Annotated in this window: 20 protein-coding genes and 1 pseudogene; 18 read left to right on the top strand and 3 right to left on the bottom strand. The window is 35.7% G+C overall.

The window, feature by feature from the left end:
* The first annotated feature begins 95 nt into the window (after window positions 1–95).
* Window positions 96–446, top strand: coding sequence for a hypothetical protein (locus EG359_RS13950; protein WP_076352775.1), 351 nt, complete (start codon window positions 96–98; stop codon window positions 444–446).
* A 125-nt stretch (window positions 447–571) separates the two neighbouring features.
* Here the strand turns inward: EG359_RS13950 and EG359_RS13955 are convergent, their stop codons facing one another.
* Together EG359_RS13955 and EG359_RS13960 are read right to left on the bottom strand one after the other, a co-directional pair.
* On the bottom strand, window positions 572–3,232 hold the full coding sequence (locus EG359_RS13955) for a DUF748 domain-containing protein (protein ID WP_076352776.1): 2,661 nt from the start codon (window positions 3,230–3,232) through the stop codon (window positions 572–574).
* Window positions 3,233–3,266: 34 nt separating this feature from the next.
* Complete coding sequence (locus tag EG359_RS13960) at window positions 3,267–4,064, bottom strand: DUF2797 domain-containing protein (protein ID WP_076352777.1); 798 nt, start codon at window positions 4,062–4,064, stop codon at window positions 3,267–3,269.
* Between the two features lie 88 nt (window positions 4,065–4,152).
* Between EG359_RS13960 and EG359_RS13965 the strand changes: the two genes are divergently transcribed.
* The 10 genes and pseudogenes from EG359_RS13965 (at window position 4,153) to msrA (ending at window position 17,770) form a co-directional block, all read left to right on the top strand.
* Window positions 4,153–5,181, top strand: a complete 1,029-nt coding sequence (locus EG359_RS13965) for a GDP-mannose 4,6-dehydratase (RefSeq protein ID WP_076352778.1) — start codon at window positions 4,153–4,155, stop codon at window positions 5,179–5,181.
* Between the two features lie 136 nt (window positions 5,182–5,317).
* Window positions 5,318–5,539, top strand: a complete 222-nt coding sequence (locus tag EG359_RS13970) for a DUF2795 domain-containing protein (protein WP_002662059.1) — start codon at window positions 5,318–5,320, stop codon at window positions 5,537–5,539.
* A 125-nt stretch (window positions 5,540–5,664) separates the two neighbouring features.
* Window positions 5,665–8,739: a preprotein translocase subunit SecA gene (gene secA / locus EG359_RS13975; protein ID WP_076352779.1), complete on the top strand. Its 3,075-nt coding sequence runs from the start codon at window positions 5,665–5,667 to the stop codon at window positions 8,737–8,739.
* Between the two features lie 150 nt (window positions 8,740–8,889).
* Window positions 8,890–9,111: a hypothetical protein gene (locus EG359_RS13980; RefSeq protein ID WP_076352780.1), complete on the top strand. Its 222-nt coding sequence runs from the start codon at window positions 8,890–8,892 to the stop codon at window positions 9,109–9,111.
* A gap of 41 nt (window positions 9,112–9,152) precedes the next feature.
* A complete protein-coding gene (locus EG359_RS13985) occupies window positions 9,153–11,297 on the top strand; it encodes a TonB-dependent siderophore receptor (protein ID WP_076352781.1) in 2,145 nt (714 codons plus the stop codon).
* Between the two features lie 39 nt (window positions 11,298–11,336).
* The gene (locus EG359_RS13990) at window positions 11,337–12,539 is read left to right on the top strand and encodes a PepSY-associated TM helix domain-containing protein (RefSeq protein ID WP_076352782.1); all 1,203 of its coding nucleotides are present in this window, start codon (window positions 11,337–11,339) and stop codon (window positions 12,537–12,539) included.
* On the top strand, window positions 12,539–14,653 hold the full coding sequence (locus tag EG359_RS13995) for a TonB-dependent receptor (protein ID WP_076353385.1): 2,115 nt from the start codon (window positions 12,539–12,541) through the stop codon (window positions 14,651–14,653). Before EG359_RS13990 ends, EG359_RS13995 begins: the two co-directional genes overlap by 1 nt.
* Before the next feature lie 51 nt (window positions 14,654–14,704).
* Window positions 14,705–15,913 (top strand): PepSY-associated TM helix domain-containing protein, encoded by a 1,209-nt coding sequence (locus EG359_RS14000; protein ID WP_076352783.1) that lies wholly within the window; start codon window positions 14,705–14,707, stop codon window positions 15,911–15,913.
* A gap of 79 nt (window positions 15,914–15,992) precedes the next feature.
* Entirely contained in the window at window positions 15,993–16,961 is a 969-nt protein-coding gene (locus EG359_RS14005) for an ROK family protein (RefSeq protein WP_076352784.1), read from the top strand.
* A 178-nt stretch (window positions 16,962–17,139) separates the two neighbouring features.
* Window positions 17,140–17,770: pseudogene (gene msrA / locus EG359_RS14010) on the top strand (peptide-methionine (S)-S-oxide reductase MsrA).
* A gap of 42 nt (window positions 17,771–17,812) precedes the next feature.
* On the opposite strand, the gene EG359_RS14015 reads toward msrA, so the two are convergent.
* The gene (locus EG359_RS14015) at window positions 17,813–18,628 is read right to left on the bottom strand and encodes a hypothetical protein (protein ID WP_076352786.1); all 816 of its coding nucleotides are present in this window, start codon (window positions 18,626–18,628) and stop codon (window positions 17,813–17,815) included.
* A 381-nt stretch (window positions 18,629–19,009) separates the two neighbouring features.
* On the opposite strand from EG359_RS14015, the gene EG359_RS14020 reads away from it, so the two are divergent.
* The 7 genes from EG359_RS14020 (at window position 19,010) to EG359_RS14045 (ending at window position 25,078) form a co-directional block, all read left to right on the top strand.
* On the top strand, window positions 19,010–19,189 hold the full coding sequence (locus tag EG359_RS14020) for a hypothetical protein (protein WP_123867396.1): 180 nt from the start codon (window positions 19,010–19,012) through the stop codon (window positions 19,187–19,189).
* Between the two features lie 54 nt (window positions 19,190–19,243).
* Complete coding sequence (locus tag EG359_RS14025) at window positions 19,244–20,884, top strand: tetratricopeptide repeat-containing sensor histidine kinase (RefSeq protein ID WP_123867398.1); 1,641 nt, start codon at window positions 19,244–19,246, stop codon at window positions 20,882–20,884.
* Between the two features lie 13 nt (window positions 20,885–20,897).
* A complete protein-coding gene (locus EG359_RS14030) occupies window positions 20,898–21,563 on the top strand; it encodes a response regulator (RefSeq protein WP_076352788.1) in 666 nt (221 codons plus the stop codon).
* A 68-nt stretch (window positions 21,564–21,631) separates the two neighbouring features.
* Complete coding sequence (locus tag EG359_RS14035; protein ID WP_076352789.1) at window positions 21,632–23,353, top strand: hypothetical protein; 1,722 nt, start codon at window positions 21,632–21,634, stop codon at window positions 23,351–23,353.
* A gap of 18 nt (window positions 23,354–23,371) precedes the next feature.
* Window positions 23,372–23,524: a hypothetical protein gene (locus EG359_RS22465; protein WP_164463068.1), complete on the top strand. Its 153-nt coding sequence runs from the start codon at window positions 23,372–23,374 to the stop codon at window positions 23,522–23,524.
* A gap of 143 nt (window positions 23,525–23,667) precedes the next feature.
* Complete coding sequence (locus tag EG359_RS14040) at window positions 23,668–24,000, top strand: YegP family protein (protein WP_076352790.1); 333 nt, start codon at window positions 23,668–23,670, stop codon at window positions 23,998–24,000.
* Window positions 24,001–24,010: 10 nt separating this feature from the next.
* Entirely contained in the window at window positions 24,011–25,078 is a 1,068-nt protein-coding gene (locus tag EG359_RS14045; RefSeq protein WP_076353387.1) for a type I restriction endonuclease, read from the top strand.
* Window positions 25,079–25,083: the final 5 nt, after the last annotated feature.

Raw genomic sequence — 25,083 nt, forward strand, 5'->3', positions numbered from 1 at the left:
TAACCTCTATTTTCAAGAAAACTCTAATCCATTATTTTTCTTATCTTTAGAAAAGCAATGGTTTAATTATTGTACTTATCAACAAAAATATTATTATGGAAAATTCAGAAAACAGCGATAGAATGACAACCTTAAGCCAGGTTATGCAAACGCTCTCTGAGAGGGGGATTAAGAGAGAATTCAGAATGAATGAGAACTGTGAAATGAAATTTGAAAATTCTGACAAAGTCTACCAACCCTCTGAATTGGTGATCTTAAAAACCTATCGTTTTGAAGGGGACAGTAATCCCGATGACAATGCTGTGTTATATGTATTAAAAGACAGCGAAGGAAACCGTGGAATGATCATTGATTCCTATGGTGCAGACAGCAATTATCCTGGTGAAAAGTTTGATGAATTCCTGAGAAACATTCCTGTTTTGGATAGTGATGAATTCAATTATTAAATAAAGAATACAAATATTAATTTTTTAAACCATTAAGGCTGTTTTGGTTAAAAAACAAAATTCAATCTCATATTAACAATTGACATGATAAGTTAAGGATTAATACATTTTAATGGTTTAAAAGATTATTTTGCTTCGTCTTTCTTTTTAAATATTTTATTGAAAAATCCTTTCTTTTTCTCATCTCCTGTCGGAGTATTCGGGGTGGATTCTTTATCCTTTGAATCTTTTATTTCTTTTTTAATCTCTTTTACCGATTGCTTCATTTCCTTTACTGAAGATACCGCATTCTTTACTTTTGCTTCCGTTTTTTCCACATTTTTTCCAATCAGAGTTTTCTTTAACCCTTGTTCAATTCCTTTCCAAAATAGATTAAAAAATGATTTTGTAGGGTCACGTTCTACGTTTTCCACAGAAACGGATTCTGGGAAGCTGCCCGAATTTGATTTTAAGAAGACATTCGCAACAGCAGTTAAAAAGCCTTTTTTCTCGTGATTATGCTTGTTTAAAACAGCAATCTTTAAGTCTTTATGCTTTAAGTTGAATGTTCCATGTAAACCGGCCGGATTTCCTTTAAAATTAAAAAGCATTTCCTGAATAGTTCCGGCAGTAGCCGTTACATGAAGATAAGGCCTGATAAATGGATTGATCCCATTCATCGGAAGATTAGTGGTTTTACCTGAAATAGCAAAATTATCATTTTGATCTGCAACATCAAAGCTCCAGTTGACGGAAAGTGGCGACATATTCATGAATGAGCAATTAATCTTAATATCAACCTTAGTAGGCTTTCCTTTTGCCTTGGCAGAGTTCAGATTTTTGACATTCATATTAAAGTTGCTGAACGTTAGCTTCCCCGGCCCCATACTTTCTGGTGTATCTTCCTCATAAACTAGAATAGAGTTTTTCAGGTCCAGGTTATTAATATTCATAGGGATTTTAATGGATCTAAGCATCTTTGAATACAAAGCCTTCACCTTTGGGTCGTCTTTAGGAATCTTGCTTCTGAAAATATTGGCATTTGCAGATTGAATTGTAACATGAGAAGCATTGATGGATTTATTGTTCGAAAACAGATCCCAATCTCCCTCAGCGTTTACTTGTGCCATTTTTAAATCATACAAATCTCTTTCTACAGGTATCATTTTGATAAACTGAGCTCTCGAAACGAGAGGCTTCATTGCAAAATTATTGATCTGGACCTTATTTTTATTCAATTTTAAAAGACCAAGACTGATGTTGTAAAACTGTGTCTTATAAGCAAAATTACGGGTGGTTAGAAAATAATCCTTTACCTTAAAAGAAAGACCCTGATTATTGGCTTTTGGTACTATTTCAATACCATTTACCGTAGCATTCAGATCATGGAATGCCAATGGTTCTTTTCCTTTATCATAAATAAGATTTGAATTTTTTAATGAAGTCTTTCTTATGATAACAGATCCTATGATCCCTGAATCAACATTTTTCTTCTGCTTATTTTCTCCCGCCTTAATCGTTCCGTTTAGATTTTCAACAAGAAAATCCTTGATATCCAGATTCAGCTTTTTATTGATGAATTCAAGTTTATTAATATTAAAGGCAACGTGATTAGATTTTAAATCCAGTGTTGTTTTTCCATTAGCAACAGCATTTGGAGAGAATGAAATATTCCTAAGCTCCCCATTGGCAGGCTTCAACGCAATACTTCCAACGGTAATGTTCTGGTGATTGGAATATGTAATATCCTTTCCTGAAAAAGTAAAATCCTTATATCCTATTGGAATAACCTGTTCTGAGGTTTCTTTGTTAAATACCAGCTTATTGATATTCAAATTCAGGGTACCAGCAGATAAAAGCCTGCTGCCATCGGGTTTATTGACTTGAGCAATAGCATTTTTCAGTCTTATATTCTCTAAATTAATCTCAAAATTTAATGGTTTCTCTGTTTTTTTAGCTTTTTTTACTCCGGTATTATAAACGTTAACAAGAGGATTTTGGAAGTCTGCATCTGCCAAAGAAATTTTATTTTTACTTAAGGTCACATCCTTGAAGTTCATTTCAGGAATAGAAAACTCAAACAGCTGAGTTTTTTTAGGATAATATTTCTTAAACTGATCAAAGGACAGAAGTGGTATCAGCTTTAAATTTTTAACTGACATTTGTCCGTCAGCCGTATTGATGGACCCGATAGTAATAGCATATACATTATCTGGCCTAAAGAAGAAGCTTTCTCCTTTTATGCTGTATTTATCAAAGACAATAGGCAATTTATTCTCCACAGACTCTTCCGTCATCTGTAGATTTTCTACAAATAGATTAAGTTTCTGTACAGAGAGTAACTTCTGTTTGGTATGTCTGAAAATAGCTACAGACCCATCATTTATCCTTATATTTTCGAATAAAAACGGATTCTTTTTCTTACCTGTTTTACGATCAAGAGGCTGAGCCAGAATTACATTCAGATTGGGTTTTGCAAGCAAGAGATCTGAAGAGCTTATTTTTTTGTTGAAAATAGCATCATAAATTCCGAAGCGGCTAATCTTTAAAGTATCAATAGTCCCCTGAAGACCTAAAACACTGGTATTTTGTGGATCTTTACTATTCACAGAAATTCCTGTTGCAAGGATATTGCCTGTTCCCAGATCCACATCCAGATTTTTATAGGAAACCTTATATTCTGTATTGTTCTTTATATAGTTTGGAAGCTGGGTTTTCAGCCACATATTCAGTCCAAAATTAGCAGCAAGAAGCAATCCTGCCAGAATTCCGAAACTTATTAATAGTCGTTTAACCCATTTTTTCATACTGTGATTTGGTTTAATCTATGTTAAATTAAGATCAATTCTTTATCGCCAATTCAATTACATAGCCCTCATGTCCTCTTACATTGATGAAGTTTCCGCCATCAAATCCAAGATACTGACCTTTAATACCAACAAGCTTTCCTGTAAACTCAGGTTTTTTATCTAAGGTAAATGAAGTTACCTTTTCCGGCTTTTCAAAAGGATAATCAAATTTCCACACTTCTTCTCCCTCACTATAGAACTTTTGAAAATCTTCAGGAAAATATTCTTTAATCTTCTGTCTAAAATCTGCAAGATCTAGCTCTCCCTCAAAGTCATCCTGAAGCATTTTTCTCCAGTTTGTTTTATCCTGTAAATGATCCTTTAGCGCAACTTCTATCATCCCTGCTTCATAACGGTTTTCTGTTCTTGCAATGGGTAATGCAAAGGTTGCTCCCTGATCAATCCATCTTGTTGGGATCTGAGTATTTCTGGTTACTCCCACCTTTACATCACCAGTATAAGCCAGGTAAACGGTGTGGGGCTGAAGCTGAATTTGTTTTTCAACCTCCAGATCACGCTCTGCCACTCCTAAATGTGCTGTGGAAAGCTCCGGCCGGATAATGGTATCACTTGCATAAGGGCTTTCAAAAAAGCAACTCTTGCAGAATCCCATTCTGTAAATAGGTTTATTCTCACCACAATTTACACACTGGAAGCCGACATGTTTAATGCTTAACTCCTTTCCAAACAGCTCATTCATGTGGATCAAATCCCCAGAAAGATTGAGATAATATTGGATGGGTTTTCCATCGTAGCTTGTCATTTTTAATATTTGCCCTTGAAACTGCATATTATATTTATATTACTTTTTTACGTAAATTTAATGATTATATTTTTCAAAAAGTAAAATTTATATTTTTGTATAAATAAAACCACAGATGATTTATCTTATAACAGGAGGCAGCGGGTTCATCGGTTCCCATTTAATTGAACGATTATTAAGAAATGGACATTCTGTCATAAACATTGACAATTTTGATGATTTCTACAACTATCAGATAAAAATTAAAAACACTTTAGAGTCAATTGATAAAATTTCGGATTTTGAGTTCTCTGACAAAGAGACTGATATCCAGCACCTAGTTTCCCTCTCTCACGCTCACAATTATACCCTTTATTATCAGGACATTAGAGATAAAAAAGGACTTGAAAATATTTTCAAAAGCCATTCTATCGACATGGTGATCCATCTGGCAGCATTAGCCGGCGTTCGCCCTTCTATCGAAAGACCTTTGGAATATGAAGAAGTGAATGTTCGCGGCACTATGAACCTTTGGGAACTGTGTAAGGATTTTAACATTAAAAAATTCATTTGTGCTTCTTCATCAAGTGTTTATGGCAATAATGAAAAGACGCCTTTTGCAGAAACAGATAATGTAGACAACCCTATTTCTCCTTATGCTGCGACCAAGAAATGTGGAGAAATTCTGGGACATGTATATCATGAGCTTTATCATATTGATATGATCCAGCTAAGATTTTTTACAGTATATGGGCCAAGGCAACGCCCTGATCTTGCCATACACAAATTCACTCAACTTATTTCTGAAGGAATGGAAATCCCTTTCTACGGAAATGGAAATACAGCAAGAGATTACACCTATATTGATGATATTATTGATGGCATCACCAAGTCTATTCTTTATCTGGAAAAGAATTCTGACGTCTATGAAATTCTTAATCTGGGAGAAAATCAAGTCATCACCTTAAACGACATGGTTGCCACCATAGAAAATGTCATGAACATGACTGCTGTCAGAAAAAATCTGCCAATGCAGCCGGGTGATGTCACAAAAACCAATGCAGATATTACCAAAGCAAAGGCTTTAATAGGCTATGAACCCTCCACAGACTTCCAAAATGGCATAAAAAAATTTGTGGAATGGTTTTTGAGAAAACGACATTAAGTAAATTACTGACATGGCTGCCATGCAGTTGGTGACAGTCATTTATAAGAAAAAATTATAAAAAGAATTGAAAATCAAGTATAAAAAAGTTTATTATACAACCTATTTTTATACTTTTGCAAAAAATTAGAAAATTATGTACTGGACATTAGAATTAGCTTCATATCTAAGTGACGCACCTTGGCCAATGACAAAAGCAGAGCTTATTGACTACGCAATCAGAACTGGTGCTCCTATGGAAGTAGTTGAAAACCTTCAGGCAATCGAAGATGAAGGAGAAATTTATGAATCTATTGAGGAAGTTTGGAGTGACTATCCTACGGACGAAGATTTCCTTTGGAACGAGGACGAATATTAATAAAGCGATAAGCTTTAGGCTGCGTGCTTAGAGCTTTTTTGCCCTTTTTATATATTAACTTACACGATAAGCGTGTCATTTAAAACGCTTAAAGCATCTTGCATTAAGCATAAAGCAAAAAATTTATGAGTTTTTTAAACAAAGTTCTTAAAGGGTTTTTGGGAGACAAAAAAGCGCAGGACCTAAAAGAAGTAAAAAAAGTTGTAACAAAAATCAAGGCTGTAGAACCAAACATCCAACAATTGTCGGATGATGGTTTGAGACAAAAAACTGCTGAGTTTAAAGAGAATATAAAATCTGCAACCAGTAAGATCACAGCTCAAATAGAACAGATTAAAGAGCAGATAAAAAACTCAACAAACGTTGACGAGAAAGAAGCTCTTTTCTCAACAATTGAGTCTTTAAAGAAAGAATCATACGAAATTGAAGAAAAAGTCCTGGTTCAGGTTCTTCCGGAAGCTTTTGCATTGATCAAAGAAACGGCAAGAAGATGGGCTCAGAATGGAGAAATCCGTGTAACTGCAAGTGACTGGGATAGAGAACTTGCTGCTGCAGGGAAAGATTTCGTTGAAATTCAAGGAGACACAGCTGTTTGGAAAAACTCATGGGACGCTGCCGGAACTCCTGTAGTTTGGGATATGGTCCACTATGACGTTCAGTTTATCGGAGGTATTATTCTTCACGGTGGTAAAATTGCCGAGATGGCAACTGGTGAAGGTAAAACTTTAGTAGGAACACTACCTATTTACTTAAATTCACTTCCCGAAAGAGGGGTTCACGTTGTAACAGTGAATGACTACCTTGCAAAAAGAGACTCCGCGTGGATGGGACCTCTTTATCAGTTCCATGGGATGTCTATTGACTGTATTGACAACCACCAGCCGAACTCAGACGGAAGAAGAAAAGCATACAACTCAGATATTACTTATGGAACCAACAATGAATTTGGTTTCGATTATTTGAGAGATAACATGGTGACTTCACCTACCGAATTGGTACAAAGAGAATTGAACTTTGCTATCGTAGACGAGGTGGATTCTGTATTGGTAGATGATGCAAGAACACCGTTAATTATTTCCGGTCCGGTTCCTCAAGGAGACAGACAGGAGTTTGATGTTCTGAAACCTTCTATCGACAGAATTGTTGACGTTCAGAAAAAAACAGTTTCTGCAATCTTCAATGAAGCGAAAAAATTAATCGCTGCAGGAAACACTAAAGAAGGAGGATTCAAATTGCTTCAGGCTTACAGAGGTCTTCCTAAAAACAGACAATTAATCAAATTCTTATCGGAAAGCGGAAACAGAGCATTGCTTCAGAAAGTTGAGGCGCAATACATGCAGGATAACAACCGTGATATGCCGATTGTAGATAAGGATCTATACTTCGTGATTGAAGAAAAGAACAATCAGGTTGACCTTACAGACAAAGGTGTTGAATACATGTCTCAGGGTAACTCTGATGCTAACTTCTTCGTTCTTCCTGATATTGGGACTGAAATTGCTGAAGTAGAAGCTAAAAACTTATCTAAAGAAGAGGAATTCGAGGCTAAAGAAAGACTTTTCTCTGATTTTGCTGAAAAATCAGAACGTGTTCATACCATGAGCCAGCTATTGAAAGCTTATACATTATTTGAAAAAGATGATGAATATGTAGTTATCGATGGTGAGGTAAAAATTGTTGATGAGCAAACAGGACGTATCATGGAGGGACGTCGTTATTCAGACGGTCTTCATCAGGCTATTGAAGCTAAGGAAAATGTAAAGATTGAGGCAGCAACGCAAACTTTTGCAACCGTTACTCTTCAGAACTACTTCCGTATGTACAATAAGCTTGCGGGGATGACGGGTACTGCTGAAACAGAGGCAGGTGAGCTTTGGGAAATCTACAAATTAGATGTTGTGGTAATTCCAACCAACCGTCCTATTTTAAGAAATGACAAACAAGATTTAGTTTTCAAAACTAATAGAGAAAAATATAACGCTGTAATTGAGGAAATTGAAAGATTAACTGCAGCAAAAAGACCTGTACTGGTAGGTACAACCTCTGTTGAAATTTCTCAGTTGCTTTCAAAGGCACTTCAATTAAGAAAAATTCCGCACCAGGTACTGAACGCGAAGCTTCACAAGAAAGAAGCTGAGATTGTTGCAGGAGCAGGACAGCCGGGGGTTGTAACTATTGCAACCAACATGGCGGGTCGTGGTACGGATATTAAGCTTTCTAAGGAGGTAAAAGAAGCGGGAGGTCTTGCCATTATCGGTACAGAAAGACACGATTCAAGACGTGTTGACAGACAGTTGAGAGGTAGAGCAGGACGTCAGGGAGATCCTGGAAGTTCTCAATTCTATGTTTCTCTTGAAGATAACCTGATGCGTTTATTCGGTTCTGAAAGAATTGCTAAAATGATGGACAGAATGGGTCATAAGGAAGGTGAAGTCATTCAGCATTCTATGATCAGCAAGTCTATTGAAAGAGCTCAGAAAAAAGTAGAGGAAAACAACTTCGGAACAAGAAAGAGACTTCTTGAGTATGATGACGTAATGAACAAGCAGCGTGACGTAATCTACAAGAGAAGAAAGAATGCCCTATTCGGGGACCACTTGAAATATGATATTACAAACATGATTTTCGATGTTGCTAATTCTATCGTTGCGAAAGGAAAAGCTACTGGAAATTATAAGGATTTTGAATACGAAATCATTAAAACATTCACAATGGAATCTCCGGTTTCCCAGAGTGATTTTAATAATAAAACAGTTCAGGATTTAACTAACATCTTATTCAACGCCGCTCAGGAAGATTATAAAATGAAGTTGAACCTATTAAAGGAAAAATCATTCCCAATCATTGAGAATGTTTACCAAAATCAAGGTTCGATGTTTAAGATGATCCAGGTCCCTTTCACAGACGGGCACAAAACAATGACTATTGTTGCTGATTTGAAAGAAGCATACGATACTCAATGTGAAAGCTTAATCAATGATTTTGAAAAGAACATCACTTTATCAATCATTGATGAAAACTGGAAGCTTCACCTTCGTGAAATGGATGACCTAAGAAGATCTTCTCAAGGTGCTGTTTATGAGCAAAAAGATCCACTTGTTATCTACAAACAGGAATCTTTCCACTTATTCAGCGAAATGATGGATAAATTGAACAAAGAAATTGTTTCTTTCTTATACAAAGGAGAAATTCCAGCGTAAGAAACAATTAGTGATATAATAAAAAAACCGCTCTGGCATTGCCAGAGCGGTTTTTTGTTATTCAGTATATACTATTTTCATGATAAATATCAAACATATTATTTATTTAGAATACTTAAAAATAATATATTTGCAAAAAATTTGCCTTTCATGAAAAATGTACTGATCTATGCTTCAATGCTTGGTCCAATATTGCCCCTCGCTCAGGAAAAGGATTCTACCCATACCAGAAGCATTGAAGAAGTAGTTGTCATTAACTCATACATAAAAAAGGATCGTGAATATTCAAATAAAATGCATCTAAAGGCTATTGAAAACCCACAACCTTTTTCAAGCATAGATAATCAATACCTTGGAGACCTTTACTTATAAACTCTAAACTGTTACAATAATTTACTACCCTTATATAAACAATGAAAAAACTGACGATAGGAGCTGCATTATTAACTTCCATGTTAATTTTTGCTCAGGAAAAAGACACGATTAAATCTAATGATATTGAAGAAGTAGTTGTCAACGGAAGATATTATCAAAAATATAAACTGAATGAAGTTTCCGGATCATTAAGAATCCAAACTCCAATTATAGAGCTTCCGCAAAACGTACAATCCATCAGTTCACAAATTTTGGCAGATCAGATTACATTGAATATGTCTGAAGGAATTGTACGAAATGTCAGCGGAGCCAGAAAAGTAGAACATTGGGATAATGTATATTCCAATGTATTTATGAGAGGAGCCGGAATTGCTACTTATATGAATGGAATGAATGTGTCTTCCACATGGGGACCAATAAATCCTGATGCATCTATTATTGACAGGGTAGAATTCGTAAAAGGACCTGCCGGGTTTATGGGTTCAATGGGAGATCCTGCCGGGTTTTATAATGTTGTAACAAAAAAACCAACCGGAAAATTTGCAAATAGTGTACGCTTTACAACGGGCAGCTATAATCTTTTTAGAGGAGAAGCAGATTTAGATGGTGTTCTTATTAAGGATGGTGTTTTAGACTATCGTTTAAACTTAATGGGAAGTTCTAATAAATCATGGGTAGAAAATGATAAAACAAGCAAAATAATTGTTGCCCCGTCTATCACTTTCAGACCTACGAAAACAACAACCTTTACAGCTCAGTATAATTACCAATATCTGAAGTTCAATCAACCTGGAGCCTATCTGATGTCAAATGACGGATACGCTTCTTTAAATGTCCACACTAACTTTAATGATCCTAATTTTAAAAAGACTGAGGTAAAAGATCAGAGTTTATTTTTAAGTTTAGACCAAAAGCTATTTAAAGATTGGGTATGGAGTACACAGTATTCTTATATGGATCTTAATTATGACGGAGGTTCTTGGTGGGGAACATTTGACCCTAATAACAAAGATATTTTAAACAGAACGTTAAGTAATTGGCAAGCAAAAGGTAAAAACCACATTTTCCAAACCTACGTAAGAGGATCCCTTAATACAGGAAATATTGTTCATAAAATAATTGCAGGGTTTGACTACGGTGATAGAAAATATAATGCAGACTTCTCTTCTTTTCAAGGGAAATTCCCAATTAATATTTACAATGTTCACTATGGAGTTGATCCCTCTACTCTTCCCACTTCAGACTTCTATAGCTTAAATACTTCGGCACCATTTTACAATGATCAAGGAGTAAAATACACTTCATATTATGCTCAGGATCAGATTGAAATGTTTAACAACAAGCTAAGAATAACATTAGCAGGAAGATATACAAGCGGAAAGACCTATGCCGGATATCCTAACCTTGGAGAAGTAAAACCCGATACAGCAGGAGAATTTACCCCAAGAGTAGGTGTGAGTTATTCTATAATGAAAGATTTTTCTGTTTATGGAATATATGATAAGACATTCGTTCCACAATCTGGAACAGGAATCAAGCAGACTACAATTACAGATCCTTTCAGAGGTCAAAATATAGAATTTGGATTGAAAAAAGATTGGTTCGGAGGAAAATGGAATACCACTTTTGCAGTATATGAAATAAGAAGAAAAAATATTCTTGTGAATGGTAATAAAGACCTAAACGAAGGAAACCCTTTTCAGATCGCTACAGGAGAGCAAAGAGCCCGAGGTTTTGAAACAGACATCAAAGGAGAAATCGTAAAGGGATTGAATATTGTCATCAATTATGCCTATACAGATGCTAAAACAGTGAAAGACACGGATGTTTCAAGAATAGGTGTACAGTCACCCGGAAATGCTAAAAATGTTCAAAATACTTGGATCAGCTACAGATTTGAAAACGGAACATTAAAAGGGTTTGGAATTTCAGCAGGATATCAATATCAGGGAGGAAGACAATCATGGTTTGGAGTAGACGCCACGAAAGATCAAAGCCTGCCAGATTATTTTGACACGAACTTTGGAGTTTCCTATGTTGCAAAAAAATTCGACATCAATCTACTTCTTAACAATACCCTGAATAGAAAGCTGTATAGCGGATACAGAGGTGATGGAGGTGAGTATGCATGGATATACAATGCCCCACGTAACTGGAGATTATCAATTGGATATAAATTCTAAAAAATAAAGGTTAACCCTCTCGGGGGTTAACTTTTTGCTATGAAAAATAAACGTCATCATAAAAAGAAAGTTTCTCCAACAAAGAAATGGTTTGCCAAACTGCATTTGTGGTTTGGTTTGTCCGTTGGTATCATTGTGTTTATAGTCTCACTTTCAGGGACTTTATATGTTTTTAAGGATGAAATACAGAATAGTATACGCAAAGAAGCCATTTATCTGAAAAAAGAGGATATCGGAACAAAGCCACTATCTATTAATCTTCTTCGTGAAAAAGTATCGCTGGAACTTAATGAAAAGTATCCTGTAAATGCTGTAGAAATTCCTTTGGATAAAACCAGGTCCTACCAGTTTCAGTACTATGAAAAAAGCAAAAAGGGATGGAACTATTTTCAGCAGGTACTCATCAACAAGCAGGTCTACGTGAATCAGTATACCGGGCAAATTCTTGCAGTCTACGATGAAAAATATGATGTATTCAATATTCTGAAATATATCCACTGGGGACTTCTGCTCAATTCAGAATGGGGTCCATATACCGTAGGAATTCCAACCATTCTTTTTATCGTTATGCTGATTACAGGAATCATTTTATGGTGGCCTAAAAATAAAAATGCCAGAAAAGGACGTTTTTGGTTCAATTGGGAAAATGTAAAAAACTGGAAGCGTAAAAACTATGATCTTCACAACATACTAGGATTCTATGCATCATTTATTGCTCTTCTTTTAAGTATAACCGGGATTTATTTTGCATATCCCTACGTAAAAAATACGTTTACATTCGCATTATCCGGATCATGGGAACTTCCAAAGGAAAAAGAAAAAAAATCTCCGGACTCTTTGATGGCAAAGAATGAAGCTGTTTTTGATCTGGCTGCGGCACAGACTGAAAAATTGTATGCAAAATCATCCAGCTTCAGAATTACTCTAAACGGAAAGAATAAAAAAGGAAAAGAACTGAAAAACCTTCCAGTAACAGTTTATGGACTGGATGGAAGATACAGTGAAAGAAACATTCTGACATTTGACAAATACTCCGGAAAATTATTAGCCAATAAACCTCATCACAAACTCAATACTGCTGAGAAATACTCCAACGCCAATTATGATATCCATACCGGATCCTACTTCGGAATCATTGGAAAAATTATATGGTTTATAGCCGGCCTCATCTGTACATCACTCCCTGTAACCGGATTCCTGGTTTGGTGGGGAAAAAGAAAGAAACAAGGAAAGAAAATATAATGAAAAAAGTGCTTTTATCAGCTGCCTGCTTAGGAACTACTAGCGTTTTTGCTCAGGTAAAAGATACTCTACAAACTAAAAATGTAGACGAGGTTGTCATGACTGCCTCCAGAAAAAAAGAAAACATAAAAGAAGTTCCAAGCTCTATTACAATCGTAGGAGAAAAGCAGATTCAGTCCCAATTGACGGTCAATTCAGATATCACGAGTATCTTACAATATACTGTTCCCAGTTTAGGAACCAATTCCGGGCAAACGTCCAATACAGGCCAGACTTTAAGAGGACGTCAAGTATTGGTTTTAATTGATGGAGTTCCACAATCTACCCCACTTCGAAACGGGGCAAGAGATTTAAGGGTAATTGATCCATCAGCTATTGAAAGAGTTGAAGTCATCAAAGGGGCCTCTTCTATTTATGGAAACGGTGCAGACGGTGGTATCATCAATTATATTACAAAAAGAAATAAAACTGATAAAAAGATTTCAGGAATCTCTCAGATTGGGTTTACAGGACAAAACTCCGGTGGAACTTTGGGGGCAAGAGCCAGCCAGCTTTTAACCGGAAAAATGAACAGGTTTGATTATGCCATTTCATTAGCCTATGAAAGAACTGGCTATATGAAAGATGCCAATAAAGTCTATCTAAGCCCTACCTACAGTACCGCAAAGATGGATAACTACAATGGAATGTTAAAGTTAGGCTATGACATTAATGATAATCAAAGGGTTGAAGCTTCTTATATTGGTTACTCTTCAAAATCAAATCTGGATTTAGGATTAAAAACAGGAAAATACGGTGTCACTCCTACCATTGGTGAGGGAGAAGGAAAAAGCCTAGAGACCACTCCTCAGGGAACTCCAAGAAACCACAATATCAGAGTAAGCTATGATAATAAGAATTTATTCACCGGAACTTCATTAAACGTTAATCTTTACTATCAGGATTTTAAAACAGTGTATGGATATAGTGATACCTTTTTTAATGGTGGTCAATCCAATGTTCTTTCAAAAAAAGCAGGTGCCAGATTTAATCTTGATACACAGCTTTGGAATTCTCAAAACTCACAGGGAGAAATCATCTATGGAGCTGACATTCTGAATGATGAAACCGTACAAAAGCTGGAAGACGGACGTTTTTGGACTCCCAATATGAGTATGACCAATATTGCCCCTTTCTTATTAGCTAAAATTGACCTGTTCAAAAAATTAACCATCAAAGGAGGTCTTCGCTACGAAAATATTAAGGTAAATGTTGATGATTTCAATACACTTTCTGTGATTAAAAATGACGGAACATTTACACAAAGTATTCCGGTAGCAGGAGGAAAATTAAGCTATAATGCACTCGTAGGAAATATTGGACTTCGTTATAATATTGAGCCTTACATTAACCTTTTCGGAAGTTTTTCACAGGCGTATTCCATTAATGAATTAGGAAGAATCCTAAGAACCTCAACCTCTGAAACCATTAAGAATCTGGAAACGAAACCAATCATTGTAAACAATTATGAATTGGGTGCAACAGGACAAATTTCCAACTGGCTTAATTATGAACTAACTTCTTATGTGAGTACCTCTAAGCTTGGAGCAACGTTTGTTCAAAGTGCAGACAGAGCTTTAACCATTAAAAGGGCTCCGGAAATTATCTATGGAGTAGAAGGATTTTTACATTTCACTCCTGTCAAATGGCTTCAGTTTGGGGGGAGCTACAGTTGGATGGAAGGGATTACTTCTCCTGATGATAATGACAATTATTCAGCTAAAATTAACAACAGTAGAATTTCTGCACCAAAGGTCCTTGCCTATTTACAGGTAAAACCAGTGCCGGAGCTTTTCATTGGTATTGATATGCTTCACTCTTTCAAACAGGATAGATTTACTCCTAATGCAAAAACAGGACAGTATACCTATGGAGAAGGATTTGTTCCCGACTATACAGTTTTTAATGTGAAAGTAAGCTGTGAAGTCTACAAAAACTGGAAAGTCTCCTTGGGTATAGAAAACTTTTTTAATAGATTATATCAGCCATCTATTGCATGGTGGTCTGCAAGAGACAGTGAATTCATCAACTCCCTTGGGAAAAGAGGAACCCTTATTGTTGAATATAAATTTTAATTAAACTAAATAAAAAGTAAAGCATATCTTTGCTTTACTTTTTACTGCAATATGAAGAAAAATCATCATAAAAAGAAACCCGGATTCTTTAAAAAATGGTCTGCCAAACTGCATTTGTGGTTCGGGCTGGGAATAGGATTTTTAATTTTTATTATTTCCATTACCGGAGCATTGTATGTTTTTAAGGATGAAGTAGAGAACATTACCCGAAAAGATGTTATCTATCACCACGAGCAAAATATTGATCAGAAAGAAATCCTTCCCATCAGGGTTATGGAAAAGGCCGTTGCTGATCAGGTAAAGGAGAAATATCCGATTCATTGGGTCAATATTCCCATCGATAAAAAAATGTCCTATATGTTCTTCTGGTATGAACATAATACGGACGCCTGGAATTACTTTGATGAGTTTCCTGTTTATAAGCAAGCCTATGTAAATCCTTATACCGGAAAGGTGTTACGGGTTTATGATGAGAAAAACGGGTTCTTCAATATTGTAAAAATGATTCACTGGAGCTATCTTTTAAAACAGGACTGGGGGACATATGTAGTGGGAATTCCCGTTATCATCTTTATCATCATGCTGATTTCCGGGATTATTCTATGGTGGCCCAAAAATAAGGCAGCAAGAAAGCAGCGTTTTTCTTTTAAATGGAAAAACATTAAAAGCTGGAAAAGAAAGAACTATGATCTTCACAATGTATTAGGTTTTTATGCTTCAATTTTCGCGCTTATCTTTTCCATTACCGGATTGTTTTATGCATTCTTTGTTGTACAGGCAATGATCTATGTTCTATTCTCCGGAGGGGAAACAAAATACCCTGACTTCTCCCACATCAAAACAAAGGCCCCTATAGAACTGAGAACAGAAACAACTCTGGATAAGATCATCAATACTGTTAAAGAAAAGTATCCTGATTCTTATGGTTTTGCCATCGATTTAGGACATGAGCATATGGATGACCATGAACATCCTAATTTTGAAGTGTATGTAAAGCATCTTACCTACTCGTATCACAAGAGCAGCAGCCTGATTTTTGACGAAAATTCCGGAGAACTACTACACACCCATGATCCTAAGGACAAAAATTTTGGTGAAAAGGTAGTGAATGCCAATTATGACATTCATGTAGGCGCTATTTTAGGTCTTCCTACCAAAATCATTGCTTTTATTGTAAGTATTATCTGTGCCTCTCTTCCCGTAACTGGATTTATGATCTGGTGGGGAAGAAAAAAGAAAAAAACACCAAAACCAGTTTAACATATTAAATAAAACCCAGTTAATAATCTATTAATACAATCTTTTTTATAATTTTAGCCCCTAGAATTTAATAATAGAAATGTCATTAATAGATTTATCAAAACAAGTTGCCCTTGGAGTTGACATCGGCGGAACCAATACTAAGTTCGGAATTGTAAACCACCGTGGAGAAGTTCTGGATAAAGGAAACCTTAAAACCGATGCCTATGATAAAGTAGAGGATTTTATCGATGCATTGTATGAACATGTTGCTCCCTTGATGGAAAAACATGGTACAGAAAAGCACTTCGACGGAATTGGTGTAGGCGCACCCAATGCAAACTATTACAAAGGAACTATAGAGCTAGCTCCTAACCTGCCCTGGAAAGGTGTTATTCCTTTTGCTGAGCTAATGACGGCAAAATTCAATTTGCCTTGTACTGTAACCAATGATGCTAATGCTGCAGCCTTGGGAGAAATGCTTTTCGGAGCTGCCCGTGGAATGAAAGACTTTATCATGATTACTCTGGGAACAGGAGTTGGCAGCGGAATCATCGCCAACGGAAACCTCATCTATGGACATGACGGTTTTGCAGGAGAACTGGGACACACTATTGTAAAGCCGGGCGGAAGAAAGCACTGGAGTACAGGATCCGAAGGAAGCCTGGAAGCCTATGCATCTGCAACAGGAATTACCATCACTGCTAAAAAAATGAGAGCAGAGTTTCCAGAATCTATGCTGAATCAATATCCTGAAGACGAAATTAATTCTAAAACAGTGTATGAATGCGCTATGAAAGAAGACCCAATTGCTATTGAGGTTTTCAGATATACTGGGCAAAAATTAGGTGAAGCATTAGCCAACTTTGTAATGTTTTCTTCACCGCAGGCCATTCTTTTATTTGGAGGAGTGATCAAGGCTGGAGATTTTATCCTAAAGCCTGCCAAACTTCATATGGAGAGAAACCTTCTTCCTATCTTTAGAAATAAAGTACAATTAGTGTTCAGTGAACTTGACGAAGCAGATGCTGCTATTCTTGGAGCAAGTGCTTTAGTTTGGGAAAAATAGCTGAAGACTTTTTTAAATAATATAAAGCATCCTTTTTAGGGTGCTTTCTTTTTTTTCCGCAGATTACACAGGTTGCCACAGACGAGTATTCTTTATTTTTCTTATGATTATTTGTGTTTAAAATCATTTGTCACATCTATCATTGCAATTTGAGTTTACGACATAAAATCATGTTCAAATGAAAAAGTTTTTCATACTTTTGATCAGCTTTTTCTGTGTTTGGAAAAGATCATACAACAATATAATTACCAAAAATGGACAACAATAATTTAGAACAGATTACTTTCGGAGGTGGATGCTTCTGGTGTGTAGAAAGCTGTTTCAATCTGCTGAAAGGAGTACAATCTGCTATTTCAGGATATTCAGGCGGGCATAAGGATAATCCTACTTATCAGGAAGTTTGTACAGGAGAAACAGGACATGCAGAAGTGGTGCAAATTACTTATGATCCTGCTGTTATTTCTTATGAACAACTGATGGATGTATTTTTCTTTCTTCACGACCCTACTCAACTTAACAGACAGGGGAATGATATTGGAACTCAATACCGTTCTGTAATTTATTATAAAGATGATGCTGAGAAAGCAAAAGCTGAAGAAGCGATCAAAGTATCTCAGGAATCAGGAAGATGGGCTGGTACCTATGTAACGGAATTAACTCAATTCGAAAAATTCTGGCCTGCTGAACAATATCATCAGGGATATTATAATGAAAACCCTACACAACCCTACTGTAGTGCAGTAGTAGGTCCTAAGATCCAAAAATTTAAAAAGCATTTTGGAGAGCTGGAAATGCTGAATGCAGAGTAATACAACAATCAAGTATAAAGCGAAAGAATTCTTTCGCTTTTTTTATTGAGCATATTTTTGAATAATATAAACTGTTGAAGCCCTTAATTCCCGTCCATTATCCGGATCTACACCATCCATTGTAAAAAACTCTACATTCCCATTGAATTTTGAGTACCATGTCTTTCCCAATGCATTATATACCGTAAGGGTATCTTTTCTTGTGATCCTTTTAAAATACCTCAATTGTACCGTATCCTTAGGAACAGGATTCCGTTGGGGATTCTTATCCTCACAATCCATCAACTTATACTCATTGTCATCCCAAAACATACAATTTTGCTCGTTGGCAAGCCCCCCAAAAAAACTTAATGGCGTACTGCTATTCTTACTTTTGCTTCCTGCAGAGTAATTTCCAATCAAAACACTTCCAATAAGGAAAATTCCAACAATCCCCAATCCATTTTGCTTTACAAATTCCGGCATCTTGAAATGCTGTTCATTTGTTATATTGATAATAATATTAGACAGCTTTTCTGTTAAAGACTCCTCATCTTCATCCACTTTTATTTTCACCGTTGTTTTATTGGCATCTTCATCATGCTTTACAAATGTTCTGGAGAAATCAAGAAAGTCTGTACAGCCTAAATACTGACTAAGTTTATCAAGAATTAAAACATCTTTTATATCAGGATCTCTATTATCACGTATGGATGCATTATGATATCTGACAAACGATCTTTCGTTAATCATAAATTTTAAGCTCTCCTCAAAATAATTAGAGAGTGCAGAAGATAGACCACTCTTTGTACTTGTCGCCGGAAAGTCTTTTTGTGCTTTCTTAAACACCTCATGAATTAGTAGTTTTTTCTTGGTCATATATAGTTTTTTCGGTCATTACAAAATAGGTGATTCCTAATCATACCACATTACGGATTCCCATAAAGCCTCCCGTGTCCATTCCCTGTCCTTCAAAGTCCAAAACGTGACTAACACCTGCGTCACGCTTTGTCGCATCTTTGCTTCAGAAATCAGTGACAAACAAAACATTACAAAAACAAATTTACAAAACTGATTTCAAAATCACCAGATAAAACGGAGGTAAAACTCCGGGTTGGGAAGCAGATGTTTCTCCTCCGTTTTTGAAGGTTCACTTCCCAAAAATTTAGAAGCGCTTCAAATTTTTTACTCGTGTAGCTCTACCTGTGATCAGTTTCGCCGGCAACTACAGAAATGCTCAATTTTTAAATTTTTAAGAAGATGATTCAATTCATATTAATGTTACTAGGCTTAACATTCACCAATAATAACGCAGATACAACAACTCATAATAATCAAGATTCTGGTACAGTAACAACCTATTCAACAGTACCACTTACTCCGGATGATGGAGGACCTGTAGGAGGGGAAACAGAACAAACTCCGCCTCCAAGAAAGTAAATAGCAAAGCGAAAGAAATTCTTTCGCTTTTTTTATTATTTTTGAAAGAAAACCGTGAAAAACTTTATTCACATCATATTCATCCTTGTCCTTTGCTCCTGCCATAGAAAAGAAATCTCAAAAGTGGACAGGGCAACCTATGACAAAGCCTATGATTTTTATGATGCTTCACAAAGTGACAGTGCTTTCACCTACTTCAATAAAGCAAAGGACGAATTGATTGAGAAAGGATATCATTCATTTGCAGGAAATTGCCTGGTCATTATGGGAATTATTCAATGTGAAAAAGGAGATTACTATGGCAGTCAGGAAACAGCTTTATCTGCAATTAAGTACTTAGATGAAAAAAAGGACTCTGCCGAACTTTCAGCAAACTATAATAATTTAGGGATAGCATCACAAAAACTTAATGAATATGAAAAGGCAATTGTATTTCATGATAATGCAGCTAAGTTCTCTACAGATATTAGAAACAAGCTGGCACAAGTCAATAATAAGGCGGTATCTTATTACTCTTTAAAAAAATATGATTCTGCAATAAATATTCTGAATAGAGCCTTATTGTCGTCTGATCTAAAAAAATATCCAACAACTTATTACAGAATATATGATAATTTAGCATATACTCGATTTTTGAAAAACAAGAATTATAATGTTGAACAAGAATTATTTAAAGCTCTTACAATCCGAGACAGTATAAATGATATTACAGGATTAAATGCCAGTTATTTCCATTTATCAGATTTTTTTGAAAATCGCGATCCTCAGAAAGCTTTATTCTACGCAAATAAAATGCTTGATGTTTCTTCAAAAACTCAAAACGCTGATGGAAAATTAGCTGCTTTGCAAAAAATAATTCTTCTAGAAACTCCGGAAAACACCAAAATATTCTTCAAAAAATATCAGGATTTGGATGACAGCTTACAAATAGCCCGCAACAAATCTAAAAGCCAGTTTGCTCTTGAAAGGTTTGGCTCTGAGCAGCTAAAGGTGAAAAACGCAAAAAATGAAGTCGAAATTTTTAAAAGAAATATAGGCTTAGGAGCATTATCCATTATTTTAGTCGGAGGTTTTTTCTACTATAAAAGAAGAAAGAAAAGACTACAAAAAGAAAACGAGTTAAAAATAAAAGAAAACGAGCTCAAGATCTCGAAAAAGGTTCATGATGTGGTGGCCAACGGAATTTACCAGGTAATGACCAAAATTGAGAACCAGGAACATTTTGATAGGGATAAAGCCCTTGATGAACTGGAATTTGTATATGAAAAATCCCGTGATATTTCTTATGACAAAACTGATTCTAATGACAAGACTGAGTTTCATGAAAAAATATCAGGTCTTATTGGTTCTTTTAAAAATGACACTGTAAAAACCTTTCTGGCAGGAAATAGTCCAAATATATGGAGTGATGTGAATGACTCTACCCAAAACGAAGTTTATCAGGTAATCCGTGAGCTTTTGGTGAATATGAAAAAACACAGCCAAGCTACTCTTGTCGCCTTTAAGTTTGAGAGGAATAACAACCTTATACAGATTCAGTACACAGATAATGGAGTTGGAATTCCGGGAGAGATTATTCATAAAAATGGGTTAACAAATACGGTTTCCCGTATTGAAAAAATTAAGGGTACCGTTATTTTTGACACTAAAACCGAAAAGGGACTGAAAGTGTACATTTCATTTCCCACTTCTTAAAAAAGAAAAAAGAATGTTCAAAAAAATTTTAATAGCCGAAGACCACGAAAGCAGCAGTATTTCTGTTCAAAAAACACTTGAAGACCTTAATATTTCCAATGTAGATTATGTTTACTATTGTGATGATGCATTAGGAAGGGTTCAAAAATCCATCCGCGAAAAAGACCTTTACGACTTATTAATTACTGATCTTGAATATGAAGAAGATCATCGTGAGCAAAATATTAAAGACGGCAAAGAACTTATTAGGGCTATTAAGGAAATCCATCCTTCACTGAAAACTATAGTTTTTTCTGCGGAACACAAATCTGGTGTTATAGATTCCCTTTTTAAAGAGTATGGAATCAATGGTTTCGTTCGTAAGGCAAGAAATGACTCTAAAGAACTGAAAAAAGCCATCGCATCTGTTTATGACAATAAAAACTATCTTTCTCTTGATCTTAGACAGGATGTAAAACAGTTGAACAGCTATGAATTTACAGAATATGATATTATTCTTGTTTCGCTTCTTTCACAGGGAGTACTTCAAAAGAATATTCCTACGTATCTCCAAAATAATAATATCAAACCCAACAGCCTAAGCAGCGTAGAGAAAAAGCTGAATAGTCTGAAAGAAGAGCTTCAGATTACAAGCAATGAACAACTTGTTGCTTTTTGTAAAGATTTGGGACTTATTTAGTCCATTAAAAAGATATTTGTATACTTTTGTCAGAATAAGAAAACTAATATCTTTAAAAACACAAGGAAATGTCACAGGAAGACTCTTTACTTAATGATAACCTTAAGGGGATTAACAATAATATCAATCACCTTAATAACAATCTGAATTCTTTCAACTCTCAATTAGGAAATATCAATTCTGAAATAGGTAACATTAATAACCAGCAGCAAGCTCTGGATGGGAGGATGAATGATATGTCCGGTATTATTGATGATTTTATCAAAGCTGATAAAGAAAAAAGAGAGCTTCAGCTTGCTGAAAACATGCAGGAAAGCTTAAAGCAGGACCTTAGCAACAAATTCGGTTATTATGAAGAGATCAGAAGAACCGTCTTGGGTATTTTGCAAGCTGTAGACAGTGGAATTGTAAGGCATGAGATCATGCAGGACGCCGCTGAAAGCTTAATGATAAAAACGCCCAATTACTGGCTGGCTCCTGCAATGGTTGCTATTGTTGCCTGGGTTCGAGATGATCGTGAAGATACTGAAAAAGCACTGAATGAGGCATTAAGGAGAGATGATTATAAGACAACACTGTTCTTCATGCTTCTTATGAGAAGACTAGGTAGAGATGAGGCCTGCCATCAATGGGTACAAAGGTATTTGATGCATCAGGACCCATATCGTCTTGACCGTGAATTTGTGATGGTTCTGGAGGCAGCCGCAACCGGATCATTTCCCCAAGCTTCCCGAGAGCTGATTATTTCTACTGTAGATGGATGGCTTAACCTTTTAACACAAACGGATCAGTATATTAATGAGCAGAAAAATGAATGGCTTAAATTCTTCCAGTCTAAAGGCCGTTTAGATCATAAAGAGTATCCATTTCTTGAGAAATACTGTACCAATTGGGCAGATCTTAAGTCTTCTATGAAAAAAGTGAAGCTTCATCAGTTTCTGATTTCTTATATTAAAAATATACTCAACTCTCCTGTTGATGAGTCAAAAACATCAAAAAATCAGTTAGATGAGATTCTGTCATTACTGATTACTAATTTTGATGATGAAGAGTTTGAATTACAAAAGAAGATAAAACTCAATCAGCTGATTATAGATCAAAAAAGGGATAAAAGATCTGCAAAGCCTGATTATTCTGCTCAGGAGAAAGCTTTTGAAGAAAAAACAAACTTTCTTCAGATGCTTACCAACGTAGCTTTTATTCCGGAATTGGCAGGAGGAACACATGCTACCCAACCTTTGGCAGTAGCCATAAGCAGCCCTTGGATTGTGGAGGCTCACGAGGCCTACACAGCAGAGTACAAAATGAATACTGTTACCACCGCAGATTTAACTATTGAAAATTATAAAATATCTTCAGATAGCACCGATGAAGCAGAGCAGATGAAAGTACACGGAGAATATTGGGATAAGATTTTAAAAGATGAGGTAAAGAAAGCTTCATCCGGCAACGGCTGTATCGTTGCAATAACGATCCCCTTTTACGCATTTGGTCTATTTTGTTATCTAACCAATCCAAAGGCTTATATTCTTAGTTATATTATTTTTTCCGTATGTACTGGATTTCTGGCATTAATGTTTTGGGCCGGAAGTTCAAATAAAGCAGATGCAAGAAGAAAAGTTAATGAATCCCGTATAAAGTCCGATGAAGCATTAAGAGGATGCCTTACAGAACTGAAAGACTTCAAAGCAGAATACGATAGGGAAGACGCAAAAGCTTCAGAAGTAAAAACAATGCTTCAATCTATTCGAGCTGAAGAGTTTTTAGCTAATTCAAGAACTACATCATAACCACAAACACTCAATAAGATGAGCAATCCGGAAAATAACACCGAAAACAATAAAGAAATAAAGAAAGAAGACAAACAACCTGAAAGTACCCCAAGAAAGGATAAACAAAATGCAAAGTTCCCAGATTGGGATATTCTTCCTCCTAATCAGATCGTAAAACCCAAATCATAACTAGAGATTATTCAATTGTAATATATAATCTTTACTTCTACCCTATAAACCTTTCAAGTTTTTGAAAGGTTTTTTGTTTTACGGTTTCCCGTAAGGAATAACCTTTAAAGGGCTATACTTTTGACCCATAAATAAGAACAATTATGGGAAAATTTGTTATCACCAGAAGAATAAATAATGAATATCAATTCAATCTTAGGGCTAAAAACGGAGAAATTATTCTTACCAGCGAGGGCTATGTTCAAAAAGCATCTTGCCATAAAGGAATAGAGTCTGTAAGACTTAATTCTCAGGAAGACTCAAGGTATGACAGAAGAGTAGCCGTCAATAATAAAGACTATTTTGTTCTGAAAGCCAGAAACGGGGAAATTATTGGTAAAAGCCAGTTGTATAGCTCGAACACCGCAATGGAAAATGGAATTTCTTCTGTAAAAACCAATGCTCCTGAGGCAGAAATAATTGATGAAACCCTTTAAAATTAAAACCATGGATCTTAAAATTAAACTTGAGCAATTACAACAGAAAGTTGTAGGATTAAAAGATCAGATTGCTACCGAAGAAGCGACTAAAAACGCATTTGTAATGCCATTTATTCAGATTCTTGGGTATGATATATTTAACCCTACAGAAGTTGTTCCTGAACATGTATGTGACATCGGAACCAAAAAAGGAGAAAAGGTAGACTATGTGATCAAAAACAATGACGAACCTATTTTTATTATAGAATGCAAGCACTGGAAAGAGAATGCGGATGCCCACAATTCTCAACTTCACAGATATTACCACGTTTCTAAGACTAGGTTTGGAGTTCTTACCAATGGTATTGTTTATAATTTCTATACAGATCTTGAAAAGCCCAACATTATGGATGAAAAACCCTTTTTCACCATCGATATTGAAGACTTAAAAGACAGCTCTATCAAAATACTTGAAAGCTTTACAAAAAAGGACTATAACCTCGAAAGCATTCTTGATTCTGCGGAAGCTTTAAAATACATTAAGGCAATAAGAAAAGAATTTGAGAAAGAAATAGAAACACCATCTGATGAAATTGTAAAACTTTTGGTGAGTAGGTTTTTTGAAAAGCCTATAACAGCGAACAGAATGATTTCCTTTAAGGAGTATACCAAAAAAGCCCTTACCACTTCCATCAATGAATCGATAAGTTTCAGGCTTAAATCTGCCTTGAGCATTAATGAGCAAATTGAAAAACAGGATGAGGACGTAAAAACATCCCAGCCTATTGATGAAAACAACGATTCTAAAATTGTTACCACCGAAGAAGAGCTTGAAGGATTCCAAATTGTAAAAGCCATCATGAGAGAAAAGGTTCCTGCAGCACGCATTGCCTATAGAGATACACTCTCCTACTTTGGAATTTTATTGGATGATAACAATAGAAAACCATTATGCAGGCTTCATTTCAATACAGCCAATAAATACATTGAAACCTTTCATAACGGAAAAGATTCCGGAGAAAAAGTATTGCTTAATAACCTAGATGAAATATACCATTTCAGAGAGGCACTTCATAAAACACTTGAAAACTATTAACTAAC

The organism is Chryseobacterium joostei (genome assembly GCF_003815775.1).
GTDB classification, from domain to species: domain Bacteria; phylum Bacteroidota; class Bacteroidia; order Flavobacteriales; family Weeksellaceae; genus Chryseobacterium; species Chryseobacterium joostei.

Coding starts and splice junctions, on each gene's coding strand:
- EG359_RS13950 (WP_076352775.1), top strand. CDS start 96: ATGGAAAATTCAGAAAACAGCGATAGAATGACAACCTTAAGCCAGGTT.
- EG359_RS13995 (WP_076353385.1), top strand. CDS start 12,539: ATGAAAAAAGTGCTTTTATCAGCTGCCTGCTTAGGAACTACTAGCGTT.
- EG359_RS13965 (WP_076352778.1), top strand. CDS start 4,153: ATGATTTATCTTATAACAGGAGGCAGCGGGTTCATCGGTTCCCATTTA.
- EG359_RS14035 (WP_076352789.1), top strand. CDS start 21,632: ATGTCACAGGAAGACTCTTTACTTAATGATAACCTTAAGGGGATTAAC.
- EG359_RS14015 (WP_076352786.1), bottom strand. CDS start 18,628: ATGACCAAGAAAAAACTACTAATTCATGAGGTGTTTAAGAAAGCACAA.
- EG359_RS13985 (WP_076352781.1), top strand. CDS start 9,153: ATGAAAAAACTGACGATAGGAGCTGCATTATTAACTTCCATGTTAATT.
- EG359_RS13970 (WP_002662059.1), top strand. CDS start 5,318: ATGTACTGGACATTAGAATTAGCTTCATATCTAAGTGACGCACCTTGG.
- EG359_RS22465 (WP_164463068.1), top strand. CDS start 23,372: ATGAGCAATCCGGAAAATAACACCGAAAACAATAAAGAAATAAAGAAA.
- EG359_RS14005 (WP_076352784.1), top strand. CDS start 15,993: ATGTCATTAATAGATTTATCAAAACAAGTTGCCCTTGGAGTTGACATC.
- EG359_RS13955 (WP_076352776.1), bottom strand. CDS start 3,232: ATGAAAAAATGGGTTAAACGACTATTAATAAGTTTCGGAATTCTGGCA.
- secA (WP_076352779.1), top strand. CDS start 5,665: ATGAGTTTTTTAAACAAAGTTCTTAAAGGGTTTTTGGGAGACAAAAAA.
- EG359_RS13980 (WP_076352780.1), top strand. CDS start 8,890: ATGAAAAATGTACTGATCTATGCTTCAATGCTTGGTCCAATATTGCCC.
- EG359_RS14030 (WP_076352788.1), top strand. CDS start 20,898: ATGTTCAAAAAAATTTTAATAGCCGAAGACCACGAAAGCAGCAGTATT.
- EG359_RS13990 (WP_076352782.1), top strand. CDS start 11,337: ATGAAAAATAAACGTCATCATAAAAAGAAAGTTTCTCCAACAAAGAAA.
- EG359_RS14040 (WP_076352790.1), top strand. CDS start 23,668: ATGGGAAAATTTGTTATCACCAGAAGAATAAATAATGAATATCAATTC.
- EG359_RS13960 (WP_076352777.1), bottom strand. CDS start 4,064: ATGCAGTTTCAAGGGCAAATATTAAAAATGACAAGCTACGATGGAAAA.
- EG359_RS14000 (WP_076352783.1), top strand. CDS start 14,705: ATGAAGAAAAATCATCATAAAAAGAAACCCGGATTCTTTAAAAAATGG.
- EG359_RS14045 (WP_076353387.1), top strand. CDS start 24,011: ATGGATCTTAAAATTAAACTTGAGCAATTACAACAGAAAGTTGTAGGA.
- EG359_RS14020 (WP_123867396.1), top strand. CDS start 19,010: ATGATTCAATTCATATTAATGTTACTAGGCTTAACATTCACCAATAAT.